This window comes from Aquiflexum gelatinilyticum, assembly GCF_024741135.1.
GTDB classification, from domain to species: domain Bacteria; phylum Bacteroidota; class Bacteroidia; order Cytophagales; family Cyclobacteriaceae; genus Cognataquiflexum; species Cognataquiflexum gelatinilyticum.
In genome coordinates, this window is the sequence record NZ_JANSUY010000021.1 from 14,678 (window position 1) to 26,962 (window position 12,285).

General features: G+C 38.8%; 14 protein-coding genes. 13 read left to right on the forward strand and 1 reads right to left on the reverse strand.

Going from position 1 to position 12,285, the window contains the following annotated elements:
- The first annotated feature begins 204 nt into the window (after positions 1-204).
- Positions 205-687, forward strand: a complete 483-nt coding sequence (locus NU887_RS17825; RefSeq protein ID WP_258424740.1) for a GAF domain-containing protein — start codon at positions 205-207, stop codon at positions 685-687.
- A 7-nt stretch (positions 688-694) separates the two neighbouring features.
- Here NU887_RS17825 and NU887_RS17830 read toward each other — a convergent pair whose 3' ends face one another.
- Complete coding sequence (locus tag NU887_RS17830; RefSeq protein WP_258424741.1) at positions 695-1,267, reverse strand: LOG family protein; 573 nt, start codon at positions 1,265-1,267, stop codon at positions 695-697.
- Between the two features lie 518 nt (positions 1,268-1,785).
- Between NU887_RS17830 and NU887_RS17835 the strand changes: the two genes are divergently transcribed.
- From NU887_RS17835 to NU887_RS17890, 12 genes are all read left to right on the forward strand, one after another.
- A complete protein-coding gene (locus NU887_RS17835) occupies positions 1,786-2,355 on the forward strand; it encodes a non-canonical purine NTP diphosphatase (protein WP_258424742.1) in 570 nt (189 codons plus the stop codon).
- A 19-nt stretch (positions 2,356-2,374) separates the two neighbouring features.
- A complete protein-coding gene (gene udk / locus NU887_RS17840) occupies positions 2,375-2,992 on the forward strand; it encodes a uridine kinase (protein ID WP_258424743.1) in 618 nt (205 codons plus the stop codon).
- A 75-nt stretch (positions 2,993-3,067) separates the two neighbouring features.
- The gene (locus NU887_RS17845; protein WP_258424744.1) at positions 3,068-3,433 is read left to right on the forward strand and encodes a hypothetical protein; all 366 of its coding nucleotides are present in this window, start codon (positions 3,068-3,070) and stop codon (positions 3,431-3,433) included.
- Positions 3,434-3,518: 85 nt separating this feature from the next.
- Positions 3,519-6,488 (forward strand): protein translocase subunit SecDF, encoded by a 2,970-nt coding sequence (secDF, locus tag NU887_RS17850; protein WP_258424745.1) that lies wholly within the window; start codon positions 3,519-3,521, stop codon positions 6,486-6,488.
- A 138-nt stretch (positions 6,489-6,626) separates the two neighbouring features.
- Positions 6,627-7,313, forward strand: a complete 687-nt coding sequence (locus tag NU887_RS17855; protein ID WP_258424746.1) for a hypothetical protein — start codon at positions 6,627-6,629, stop codon at positions 7,311-7,313.
- Positions 7,314-7,364: 51 nt separating this feature from the next.
- Positions 7,365-7,496 carry a hypothetical protein gene (locus tag NU887_RS17860; protein ID WP_258424747.1) on the forward strand — a complete coding sequence of 44 codons (132 nt, stop codon included), beginning with the start codon at positions 7,365-7,367 and terminating at the stop codon, positions 7,494-7,496.
- Between the two features lie 385 nt (positions 7,497-7,881).
- Entirely contained in the window at positions 7,882-8,436 is a 555-nt protein-coding gene (locus NU887_RS17865; RefSeq protein WP_258424748.1) for a hypothetical protein, read from the forward strand.
- 159 nt (positions 8,437-8,595) lie between these two features.
- Complete coding sequence (locus tag NU887_RS17870; RefSeq protein WP_258424749.1) at positions 8,596-9,006, forward strand: hypothetical protein; 411 nt, start codon at positions 8,596-8,598, stop codon at positions 9,004-9,006.
- Positions 9,007-9,009: 3 nt separating this feature from the next.
- Complete coding sequence (locus tag NU887_RS17875; RefSeq protein WP_258424750.1) at positions 9,010-9,714, forward strand: hypothetical protein; 705 nt, start codon at positions 9,010-9,012, stop codon at positions 9,712-9,714.
- 109 nt (positions 9,715-9,823) lie between these two features.
- On the forward strand, positions 9,824-10,588 hold the full coding sequence (locus tag NU887_RS17880) for a sensor histidine kinase (RefSeq protein WP_258424751.1): 765 nt from the start codon (positions 9,824-9,826) through the stop codon (positions 10,586-10,588).
- 28 nt (positions 10,589-10,616) lie between these two features.
- On the forward strand, positions 10,617-11,243 hold the full coding sequence (locus NU887_RS17885) for a response regulator (RefSeq protein ID WP_258424752.1): 627 nt from the start codon (positions 10,617-10,619) through the stop codon (positions 11,241-11,243).
- Positions 11,240-12,283, forward strand: coding sequence for an oxidoreductase (locus NU887_RS17890; protein WP_258424753.1), 1,044 nt, complete (start codon positions 11,240-11,242; stop codon positions 12,281-12,283). Before NU887_RS17885 ends, NU887_RS17890 begins: the two co-directional genes overlap by 4 nt.
- Positions 12,284-12,285 lie beyond the last annotated feature (2 nt).

Consider the following 12,285-nt stretch of genomic DNA (forward strand, 5'->3'; position numbering starts at 1 on the left):
TGTAAATGTCATTTCAAGTTGATAAAAATGGTTTTACAGAAAGGGTGATTATTCTTGGTGTGGGCTCATCTTGAATCCGAGGTACGAGGATGAAAGATCTCAAAAAATTAGAGACTCTTCGCTTCACTCAGAGTGACGGCCGAGACAACATCAGCCATCCGTAATCGCTCAACATTTAGTTATACCCACAAATTGTTATAAACCATGTCCGAATCACTCTACTTACCAGAAGTCGCCACGAAGGCAGAAAAATACCAAGTCATTCTTCCACAGATTGAGTCTTTGATCTCCTCAGAGACAGATAGCTACGCCAATCTCGCCAATGTTGCAGCGGTATTGAGAGAGGCATTCGGTTTTTTTTGGGTAGGATTTTACATTGTCAAAGGCGAACAATTGGTCTTGGGACCATTTCAAGGTCCTTTGGCCTGTACTAGGATAGCATTTGGAAAAGGCGTATGCGGGACTGCTTGGAAAGAAGCTAAGACCCAATTAGTACCGGATGTGGATGCTTTTCCGGGTCATATTGCCTGCAGTTCTGCTTCCCGGTCTGAGATCGTAGTTCCGGGATTTAAAGAAGGGAAAGTTTGGATAGTCCTTGATGTCGACAGTGATCAATTAGACGATTTTGACCAAAGCGATGCTTTTTACCTCGAAAAATTGATGGCCTTGGTGGACCAATACTGTTAAGTGAAGCCTACTTCACCTCCCACTTTTCGATATACTTTGGTTCAAAAGAACTCATTTTATCCAACAGTTCCACAGGATCACTGCTGACAATCAACAAGTCCAACTGCGCTTGGTGCAAGAATCCTTCTTTAGCCGAATGCTGAAGAAAAGCAATCAGCCCATCATAATACCCATTGACATTGTAGAGTGCCAAAGGCTTGCTGATATAAGCCAACTGGTTAAGGGTCATGATTTCAAACAGTTCCTCAAATGTCCCGATTCCACCAGGCATGGCGATAAAACCGTCTCCTTTTTCGGCCATCAGCCATTTGCGGTCGCGCATGGTTTCGACGACAGTCAGTTCGGTCAATCCTCGGTGCGCTACCTCGATGTCCACGAGTTTTTGGGGAATGATTCCATAGACATCCATCCCTGCTTCCAGCATGGCATCGGCGATGACGCCCATCAACCCGACATTCCCGGCACCATAGACCAAAGCCATGTTTCTTTTGACCATTTCCTTTGCCAAAGCTTTTGCGCCTTCTTCGTAAACAGGATTTTTGCCTTTGTTCGAACCGCAGTAGATGGTGATTTTTTTCATAAGTTGATTTTTGGACAAAAGTAATTGTATTTACCCTATTCTGCGAAGGTCTTCGAAATCCGCGGGAGTAATTTTTTGAATTCTGAGTATTTAAAGTCCTGCAGACATCGCAGATGTCCGCAAAATAAATAGAAGGTGTCCCGCGAAGATGCAAAGAAAAAAATTTACCTCAGAGGACGCGGAGGGCAGGGAGAAAAAAAATCATGAATTATATCACACTGAGAAAAAAAGAGCAAAACCCATAAGAAATGCACCTTCCGGTAATAGCTAAGCCATTTGGGTCATTGCGGTAAAAATTTTCAAGAATAACCAATTATCATCTGTGAAAATCTGTGTTCATCAGTGGTAAATATTTTTTCCCGAAGACTACGCAGATGTCCGCAGGCATATTCTTAGCAAGCCATAAAGAAGTATACCTGATTTTTTTTTTCTGCGAAGGTCTGCGAAATCCGTGGGAGATATTTTCAGGGCGTGGGTCATTTTATCCTTTTTCAATTATTCTCCTTAATTTCAACCCCATGAAAATCTGCTTTGCCACCAACAACAAAAAGAAAATAGAAGAGGTCAAATCTGCCCTTGGAGAGGACTTTACTATAGTCTCCTTGGAGGAAATAGGCTGCAAGGAAGAACTTCCCGAAACAGGTGACACCTTGGAACACAATGCCTTCCAAAAAGCCAGGTATGTCAAAGACAACTATGGAGTGGATTGCTTTGCAGACGATACCGGATTGGAAGTGGAAGCCTTGGATGGCGCGCCGGGAGTGTATTCAGGGAGATTTGCCGGCGAGCCAAGAAGTGATGAGAGGAATGTAGACCTGCTTTTGAGCAAAATGGCTGGAAAGGATAATAGGAAAGCAAGGTTCAGGACCGTCATTGCACTAATTATGAATGGAGAGGAGCATGCCTTTGAAGGAATTGCTGAGGGAAAAATAATTTATGAGAGAACTGGTACAGGGGGGTTTGGATATGATCCTGTTTTTGTACCAAATGGATTTGAAAAGACTTTTGCAGAATTGACTTTGGAAGAAAAAAACCAAATCAGCCACCGTGGCAAGGCTGTAAAAGCTTTGGCAGACTTTCTCAAATAAATTTTTAAATTTGTACCCCATGAACAAACCATTTATTCTAGGGATTACCGGGGGAAGCGCATCAGGCAAAACTTTATTTTTAGACAAGCTGCTGCATTCATTTGAACCCGGGGAAGTTTGTTTGATCTCCCAGGACAATTATTATAAACCAAGGCATCTTCAGCCTGTAGACGAGAAAGGAATCCATAATTTTGATACCCCAAATTCCATAGATTTTGGACAATATGCCGAGGATATCAAAAAAATCCGGGAAGGCGAAACCGTCTACAGACAAGAATATACTTTTAATAATCCCAACAAAAAGCCCAAAACACTGGAATTTGCTCCCGCGCCTGTAGTGGTAGTGGAGGGAATTTTTGTGCTCTATTATCCCGAGTTGGCGGATTTGTTGGATCTGAAGGTTTTTATCGATGCCAAAGAATATATTAAACTAAAAAGAAGAATTGTCAGGGATAAAGTAGAGCGTGGCTATGACCTCGATGATGTTCTGTACAGGTATGAGATGCATGTAATGCCTACTTATGAAAAGTATATCGAGCCTTTCAAGAATGATGCAGATCTGATCATACCAAACAACAGGAATTTTGACCATGCCTTGGATGTAATCAGGACTTACCTGAGGTTAAAAGCAAAATAAGCGGAAATGTCTAAGGGTCAGTTTTTTTTAGTGTAGGCCTTTTGTAATTGCAAAACTTTATATATTTGCTCCCCCGTGAGAAAAGCAACCAAAAATATCGGCTTATTGAGACAGAGAGCAACAATTTTGTTGGTCCTGTTCTTTTGCATGCTGGTAAGCGGTACTGAATATTTTCCAAAACCTGCAGATAACGACAATAAATCCAAGCAGGAAAAATCACAGGAATCAGATTCTTCATCAGAAAATCAGACTTTTTTAAATGTTGCCGTTGACGCTGTAGTCCCGTTTGTGACTGTGGTTTCTCAACAGGTTTTTTACCTGATTTATGAAACTTTCACTATTGAAAAGCCTACAGTAAACGGGGTCAGTGTTACCCTTCCATTGAATTTTCCCTATTGGGAGATCCTATTGGAAAGGATTATTTCACCCAATGCTCCCTGATTTTTTTCATCTCAGAATACCTGAGCCGCTATCGGCATATCCAAAAATCTTAGAATAAATAATCAAACAATCAAAAATCAATCATATGCGTAACCAAGGAGTCATTGTGTTTTTGACCGTGGTAGTCACAGCTTTGTGCCTGTATTACCTGTCATTCACTTTCGTATCAAACAATATCCAGCAGAAGGCCGTGGAATTTGCCACTGACGATGCAGGGAATCTGGATTTTGCAAAAAAGCAATCCTACCTCGACTCTATCTACAGAGAGCCGGTTTATAATTTTCTAGGTGCCAAATTCACCTATAAAGAAATCAAAGAAACTGAATTGGGACTTGGCCTTGACTTACAAGGCGGTATGCACGTTACCTTGGAAGTTTCTCCTATTGAAATCCTTAAAGGTCTTTCTGGCAACAGTAAGGACCCTGCCTTCAATACTGCACTTGAAGAAGCAAATCAAGCATCTAAAACGAGCAACAGCAAGTTTGTAGATCTGTTTTATGGAGCATGGCAAAATCAGGCTCCCGGTCAAAAACTGAGTGCAATATTTGCTACCGCAGCTAACAGGGGCCGAATTTCATTGGAATCTTCTGATTCTGACATTCTTCAGATCATCGATACAGAGGTTGAAAATGCCATCGAAAGGTCATTCAATATCTTGAGAACGAGGGTTGATAGATTTGGAACTTCTCAACCAAATATTCAGAGAATCCAAGGTTCAGGCCGGATTCAAATTGAACTTCCCGGAGTGGACAATGCTACCAGGGTGAGAAATTTACTTCAAGGAGTTGCAAAGTTGCAATTCTGGGAAGTGGCTGAGGTGAATGAGTATTTGTCAGAATTAGAAGCTGCGAACAGCCTTTTGGTAGCAGAAGCTCAAGCAAAAAAAGCTGCAGTTAAGCCTGAAATTGCCGAGACAGATTCAGCTAAAGCTGCTGCAGCATTATCAGAACTTGAAAAGCAACTGGCCGGAACAGCAGATTCTACTGACGTTTCTACTTCTGTTTCACCGATTTTTTCTTTGACCAAATCCCAGCAAGGATTGGTATATGAAATCAGGGATACTGTAGCGATCAACAGGATTTTTGCCAGAGAAGATGTGAAAGCCGTATTGCCTAGAGATGTGAAATTCCTTTGGTCTGTTAAACCTGAAGTAGCGGATAACCTTGAATTATTGGAGTTATATGCCATAAAAAAGAGCAGAACAGGTGATCAAGCACCTTTGGAAGGGGATGTCATCACAGATGCCCGCCAGACTTTAGACCAGACTTCCCGTCCTGCGGTAAGTATGCAGATGAACGCTGACGGTGCCAGAAGGTGGAGAAAACTTACGGGTGATAATATCGGTAGAAGAATCGCAGTTGTATTGGATGATTTCGTGTATACTGCACCGATGGTTCAAGGAGAAATTCCTTCAGGTCAGTCAGAAATCACAGGAAATTTCACCATTGAGGAAGCTAAAGATTTGGCAAACATCCTAAAGTCAGGTTCACTTCCTGCACCCACAAAGATCGTAGAAGAAGCCATTATCGGTCCGACTTTAGGTAAAGAGGCTCAAAGCCAAGGTATCATCTCCATGGTGGCAGGTTTGCTTTTGGTTGTGGTTTTCATGGTAGCATATTATGCTAAAGGTGGATTTGTTGCCATTGCAGCTTTGATATTCAATATTTTCTTCATCCTTGGTATTTTGGCTCAGTTGGGAGCAGCATTGACATTGCCCGGTATCGCGGGTATCGTGTTGACGATCGGTATGTCCATTGATGCCAACGTATTGATATTTGAAAGAATCAAAGAGGAACTAGCCAATGGCAGCGGTTTGATAGCTGCTATCAATGAGGGTTATAACAAGGCATTTTCCGCGATTTTGGATTCAAACGTTACAACCTTCTTGGTTGGCGCGATTTTGTACGCAGTGGGACAAGGTCCTGTTAAAGGATTTGCCATCGTATTGATGATCGGTATTGCATCTTCTTTCTTCTCAGCTGTATTTATCACAAGACTGATTGTGCACCTGATGAGCAAAAAAGGTGATGATAGCAATATCTCATTCTCTACTCCTTTGGCTAAAGGTCTTTTGAGTAACCTGAATATTGATTTCATGAGCAAAAGAAAAGTAGCATATATTTTCTCTACCGGGATTATTGTCATAGGCCTTGCCATTGCATTGATCAGCGGATTGAAATTTGGTGTTGACTTTACAGGTGGTAGGTCCTATATCGTGACCTTTGCAGAGCCTGTGGTCGCTTCTGAATTGAAAGTGGGTCTTGATGGAGAATTTGACGGATCAGTGGAAGTCAAATCCTACGGTGCCAGCAACATCATGAAAGTGACTACTTCATATTTGATCAATGAGGATGATGATGCCTCCAATGCTGAAGTGGAAAGCAAAGTGAAAGAAGGCATTGCAAACATAATGGGACTGACTTATTCTACAGATGCAGCAAATATTCAGGATGGTCAGTTTTCTATTACAGGCTCTTCCAAAGTAGGAGCCACAGTCGCGGATGATATAAAAAAATCCTCTGCAGAAGCCATGTTCTTCGCATTGGTAGCAATTTTCCTTTACATCCTTTTGAGATTCCGCAAGTGGCAGTTTTCTTTGGGAGCGATCATCGCATTGGCGCATGACGTACTTTTTGTTATCGCAGCCTTTGCCATTGCAAGTGCCTTCGGAGCTACTTTCGAAATTGACCAAGTATTCATTGCTGCAATCTTGACAGTGGTGGGTTATTCCATCAATGACACGGTAATCATTTTTGATAGGATCAGGGAAAACATTGAACTTAGAGGTACATCCAAGTTGGTAAAAATGTTCAATGATGCGATCAACCAAACCATGGCAAGAACATTGATCACTTCACTGACAACGCTTATTGTTGTCTTGGTACTCCTTATTTTTGGGGGTGAAGTTTTGAGAGGTTTCTCTTTTGCGTTGTTCATTGGTATTGTGGTGGGTACTTACTCATCAATTTATATCGCTTCACCGATTGTGGTGGATTTGATGAAAAAAGAAATCGAAGCAGAAAGCGCTCAGGAAGTAGCAAAAAAGACAGTTTAATTTAAAGAATTTCAAAAAAATATAAGGAGTCAAAGCGATTTGACTCCTTTTTTTTGCCTTTTCCATAAAAAATACCCCAATCACGGGATTTTTTGGCATTTCTATTACTTATAATTTTGGGGAATAAAAATAGCTGATATGTCAGGGACGATTTACCTACTTGTGATTGGATTGAGTGTATTGCTTTCGCTCATTAATTTTGGTCTGAAAAAAAACAAGACTAGAGGCCAAGGTATTATTTTGGGTTTATTGATTTTGGTATTGGTATTTGAATCAATCGGTAGCTATACTGCGGATTTGAATATCAACAATTCCTTGCTTTATAATATCTGTTGGGTTTATGTAGAATCCTTGCTCTTGGTCATGTATTTCTACAAGTTTGAAATAAGCAAAACCGCTAAAAGATATATCATCACCACTTCATTTCTTTTACTCCTTTGGGGAATTGCCAATTCAGTATTTTTCCAGTCTATTTCCATAGTCTTTCAATTTTATTCTTTTTTTCCCATCAGTCTTTTTATTCTTACTCTCTGTGTCCGGTTTCTTTACAATATGCTGAATCTCCGGATTTTTAAGGATTGGAATTTGATAACTCTTCCTCATTTTTGGATCTGTACAGGCATTTTGTTTTTTTATGTTGAAGCGATCTTTGTTTTTGGACTATACCAGTTTTCTCCCCAATTCGTGATTGAAAATGTAGCTGTAATTTTTGGGTTTAACAGGCTTATGGCGGGAACAATGTACCTGATCTTTGGATTTTCATTTTTAATTCCTAAGGTATTCAAATCTTATTTTGATGAAGGAAATTCAGTGGTAGCATTATAAAAATCTATTAATTTTTTCTTTATTGGATATGTAAATCTCAAATGAAAGAAAATGACCAAAGATCATGTGGAGGCCTTTAGATTGGCATATGCAAAATCTGTAAAAAATTGCCTCAAAGGAAAAGACAAAAATGGAAAGGATATAGCAGAACAATCTGATTGGGTATTTTTGAAAGGAAGTTGATTCCTTATTTGCTTGATATGTGCAACAACCCCAAAGGCGGCGGCTTCAAATTGTTTTTGCACTATATGAAAAAATATTCTCGATATTCTGCCGGTCGACAGAAAGGACAGGGATGATTATATTGGAAGGATTTCCATCGTGATCGCTGCGGCAAATATTATCGAAAGTGAACTGCGACATAGAGACAGAATCAAAAAAATTCAACTGATTTAGCCTTTGATTTCGGTGCTCCCACGAGAAATGGAGGCAAACTTTGTTCCCTTAACTGCAAGCCATAATTCATATGAACTTATTCAATTGGTATACCATAATGATCCTTACGGGCTTGCTATTGAGTATACCCTGTTTTTTTTTAGATCTAAAAAATTTCAAAAAAGGGCACCAAATGGTTTTTTTTATTTTGGCTTTGGTGTCGATTGTTGAATTTTCTGGAGCATTTCTAGCAAGGCAAGGGATTAGAAATCATTGGGTTTATAATATTGGATTTGCTTACGGAGAAACGATTTTAATTTTAATTTATCTTTCTCTGGTTTTGAATGGCCAAAAAAGCAAAGTGATTTTGAATTTTACAGCTTTGCTATTTGGAATTTTTGGGATTCTGAATTCTCTTTTTTTTACCCCGATTGATAATTTCCATAATTATAGCCTCACAATTGGAAGTATTCTGATCATTTTTGGATGTTTTTATTTTTTCTTTGCTGTCATGACGGAGGACACCTATTGGGATGAAAAATTATGGCAGGTTCCTGATTTTTGGTGTGTATCTTTTTTTCTTCTCTTTTACAGCGCATCGATGCTTTTTTTTACATTTTTGTACAACATCATTGAAATGGAAGATGCCATGTGGAAGCAGTTAAATTTTGTTTTAAAAGTCATCGGTGGTACTATGTATCTGGTTTTTGGATTGGTTTATTATATTCCTGCTTTTTCAAAAAAATAGCTCTTTGTATTTTCAATAAATTTGAAAAGTCAGATTTTAGATTTTTATTCGTCTATCATCTTAAAAAGAGTATTTTAATTTGAAATACTGATCAAATCATTTCAAATTATTCGTTTTTATTTTCTTTCTTAGGTGGCTGAAAAACAAATCAAAAAAAATATGACTAAAGAAGAATTAAAAAATTTTGTTTCTGTATATAATAAATCGGTCCGGAAAGGAATCAAAGGAAAAAACAAAGAAGGCAAAGATGTACAAGAACAGACCTCTTGGGCTTTTTTTACCAGAGAGGAAATAGAAAGACTTTTGGAGATAACTGATCCTAAATCCGGAGGAATAAAGATTTATTTCGGACAATATGACAAGGAAAACCTTGATTTGGTACCAAAAGACAGAAAAGACCGCGAGGATTATATAGGAATGGTTTCTTTGGCACTTTCTGCTGCAAATCAAAAAGAAGATGGTATTTTTGATGTTTTTGATAACCAGTCAGAAGAGGTTTCAGATACAAATTCAATCGCCAATGGTGGCAAAATCTGTCCCCCATATTGCCAGCCTCCGATAAATATTTAATCAATGTCTGATTATTTATATTCTGCTTTCTTATTTATTGGGATGCTCCTTAGTGTCCCATTATTTTTTGTTAGGGATTTCGAGTTTAGGAAATTACACCGCATCATGTTTGTTGTCATCTTTTTGATAACGATCCTTGAAACACTCGGAACTTACACAGCAAGCAATGGAATGCAGAATGTAATCTATTATAATTTGGCATTTGTTTATTTGGAGACAATTTTGATCTTATACTTCTTTCAAATTGCATTCTTATCGGATAAGGCAAAAAAAATTGTCTCTTTAGCCATTGGAGGGTTTTTCTTTTGGGCTTTATTTTATTCCATTTTCTTCCAATCCTTGTTTGTTTTCCATAATGTCTCTTATGTCATAGGAGGAGTTTTGTTGATTTCTTTTTGTATGTATTTTTTTTATGGCCTGATGAAAGAAGATTGGTATCAAGATAAAAATTTGCTTATCCTCCCAATATTTTGGATAGTGACCATGATCATGTTTTTCTACTCCGGATCATTGTTATATTTCGCTTCATTTAGGTTTATCTCAGGAGCAAATATTGAATTGATGATAAAAATCAACTACATTATCCAATTCCTAAGTGTGTTGATGTATTGGGTGATGGGAACTGCCTTTTATATCCCTTTTTGGTTGGAAGGAAAGCAACCCAATGTAAATGGAGGATTAAATACCCCTACCGAAGTTTTAAAATAACTCTAAGAATTCCCCTACCAAAGTTTTTGTTTTGCCACAAAAGTCCCTTTGGTTTTCAAATATGATTCTGCTATTTTGGATTATTCATCTTTAGTTTAAAAAAACACCCATGGAAAATGACGGCTCTGATCTTTTTTTAATCATCCTATTGGGTTTTTTCTTAATGATTGTGATGGTGTCATTTATCGTGATCATGGTTGTTTTTCACCGACAGCGTCAGATCAAAAACCAACAATTGGTTAAGGAAATCCAAGCTGAATATGAAAAGACCATTCTGAATGTAGAAAAAGAACTGAGAGAAGATATCCTTTCTTATGTTGGGAGAGAATTGCATGACAATGTAGGACAGTTACTTTCTCTTGCTAAAATGAATCTCTCAAGTTCCAAACCTGAGAAAGTCAGCGAAGGGAAGGGTATAGTCAACGAAATCATCCATGAAGTCAGGGCCTTGTCAAAATCCTTGAATCTTGACTGGGTAGAAAAGATTTCTTTGGAGGATTACATCCAAAGAGAGCTTAAAAAATTGGAATCTTCCGAATTCTGTAAAGTTGTATTTCACCAATCCGGCGATATACTCCACTTAGAAAAAGACAAGAAGCTTGTTTTGATCCGAATCATCCAAGAAAGTCTCAATAATGCCATCAAGCATGCACAACCCAAAATGATTGAAATTTCCATCGATTCTGACACATCCCGATCTTTGATCAAGGTAATTGATGACGGCAAAGGTTTTGACTACACCGGCGAATCCTCAGGATCGGGAATTTATAACCTAAAAAACAGAATGGCCACAATCGGTGGTGAGATGAAATTACACTCTATCCCAGGTAAAGGGACTGAAATAAAACTAATATTGCCAAATCAAAAAGCTTGATTTATCTTCCTGCAACAATAATAAAGTTATGATCCGTATTGCATTAGCAGATGACCATAAAATGTTTGCCAAAGGGATAGCAAGTCTTTTGGATGATGATGACGATTTAAGGGTTGAAGGTGTTTTTTCAAATGGACTTGAGCTGCTTGAGTTTCTGAAGTCCAATGAAGTGGATGTGATCCTTACGGATATGAATATGCCTTTTTTGGATGGTGCAGGTGTAATAGAATCTGTCAAAAGATTGATTCCCAATTCAAAAATCATTGTCCTTTCCATGTATGATGATGAGGCCATTTTTCTAAAATGTCAAAAACTTGGCGCCGACGCCTATGTCTTGAAAAACGCTGATTCAGACGAATTGATCTATACCATCAAGGAAGTTCACGAAGGAAACCATATCATGAGTTTCCAGAAAGTGCTCCAACAGAATATTGATGACGGATATTCAGATTTTTATAAAGAAAAATTCAAACTCTCCAAACGTGAATTACAATTGGTGAGAATGATCAAACAGGGATTGACCAACAAGGAGATTGCCAAAGAACTCCACCTGAGTGTACATACTGTCGAAGCCCACCGCAAAAAAATCCATGCCAAATTGGGTGTAAGTTCTGTGGCTGAACTTGTAAAAAAAGCTTTTGAAATCGGGATATGAGCAAAATCAAAACAGCACTTGTAGGATATGGTTCTGTGGCTGAAAATTTCCATGCACCTTTGATTTCAGTGTGTGATGATTTGGAGTTGGTGGCAGTAGTGGAAAGAAGCCAACAGAAATCAAAAATTAAATATCCTGGTGTTCAGGTCTTCAAAAGTCTGGAGGAATTATTGGAAAATGATGCAGCGGATTTGATCGTGATCGTCACTCCCAATGAATTCCATTTTTCACAGGCAAAATTGGCTTTAGAAGCAGGCAAGCATGTAGTCGTCGACAAGCCCGTCACCATCCATTCCAAAGAAGCCAAGGAATTGAAAGAGTTGGCAGAATCCAAAAATTTGATCCTGTCAGTATTCCAAAACCGCAGGCTTGATGGAGATATCCTGTCCATCAAAAAAATCCTTAGGGAGCAGATCTTGGCAAGGATAGTCCATTTTGAATCTCATTTTGACAGGTTTAGGCCGAATTTGGTAGACAATTGGAGAGAAAAGGAAGTTCCAGGAAACGGCATCACCTATGACCTCGGAACTCATCTGATCGATCAGGTAGTGATGCTTTTTGGTAGGCCTGCTTGGATTTATGCGGAAATTCTGAAGCAAAGGACCGGTGCCGTAGCGGACGATTTTTTTGACATTACGATGATGTATGATGGGATCAATGTGAGGTTGACGGCAAGTGTTTTGGCCAATGCACCGATTCCGAGATTTTTGATTTTGGGAGAAAAAGGTTCCTATGCCAAATACGGGTTGGATGTGCAGGAGAAAGCTTTCAAAGCCGGACAAATCCCTGTAGGAGTCAATTGGGGAATGGAAAATTCAGAAGTTTGGGGCAAACTTCACTTGGAAAAAGCAACCGTTTCCTATCCAACAGAAAGGGGAGATTACAGGATTTTTTACCAAAATATCGCTGATGCGATCCATGGTAAAACATCCCTGGACGTAAAAATGAGTGAAGCCATTGATGTACTGAAAATCATCGAAGCAGCTTTTTTAAGCAACAAAGAAGGAAGAAGGGTCTACAAAGAGGAAGTATTTAGGTAATT

Excerpts from the sequence above, each read along its gene's own strand:
- NU887_RS17825 (WP_258424740.1), top strand. The coding sequence starts at position 205 with ATGTCCGAATCACTCTACTTACCAGAAGTCGCCACGAAGGCAGAAAAA.
- NU887_RS17830 (WP_258424741.1), bottom strand. The coding sequence starts at position 1,267 with ATGAAAAAAATCACCATCTACTGCGGTTCGAACAAAGGCAAAAATCCT.
- NU887_RS17835 (WP_258424742.1), top strand. The coding sequence starts at position 1,786 with ATGAAAATCTGCTTTGCCACCAACAACAAAAAGAAAATAGAAGAGGTC.
- udk (WP_258424743.1), top strand. The coding sequence starts at position 2,375 with ATGAACAAACCATTTATTCTAGGGATTACCGGGGGAAGCGCATCAGGC.
- secDF (WP_258424745.1), top strand. The coding sequence starts at position 3,519 with ATGCGTAACCAAGGAGTCATTGTGTTTTTGACCGTGGTAGTCACAGCT.
- NU887_RS17855 (WP_258424746.1), top strand. The coding sequence starts at position 6,627 with ATGTCAGGGACGATTTACCTACTTGTGATTGGATTGAGTGTATTGCTT.
- NU887_RS17860 (WP_258424747.1), top strand. The coding sequence starts at position 7,365 with ATGACCAAAGATCATGTGGAGGCCTTTAGATTGGCATATGCAAAATCT.
- NU887_RS17865 (WP_258424748.1), top strand. The coding sequence starts at position 7,882 with ATGGTTTTTTTTATTTTGGCTTTGGTGTCGATTGTTGAATTTTCTGGA.
- NU887_RS17870 (WP_258424749.1), top strand. The coding sequence starts at position 8,596 with ATGACTAAAGAAGAATTAAAAAATTTTGTTTCTGTATATAATAAATCG.
- NU887_RS17875 (WP_258424750.1), top strand. The coding sequence starts at position 9,010 with ATGTCTGATTATTTATATTCTGCTTTCTTATTTATTGGGATGCTCCTT.
- NU887_RS17880 (WP_258424751.1), top strand. The coding sequence starts at position 9,824 with ATGGAAAATGACGGCTCTGATCTTTTTTTAATCATCCTATTGGGTTTT.
- NU887_RS17885 (WP_258424752.1), top strand. The coding sequence starts at position 10,617 with ATGATCCGTATTGCATTAGCAGATGACCATAAAATGTTTGCCAAAGGG.
- NU887_RS17890 (WP_258424753.1), top strand. The coding sequence starts at position 11,240 with ATGAGCAAAATCAAAACAGCACTTGTAGGATATGGTTCTGTGGCTGAA.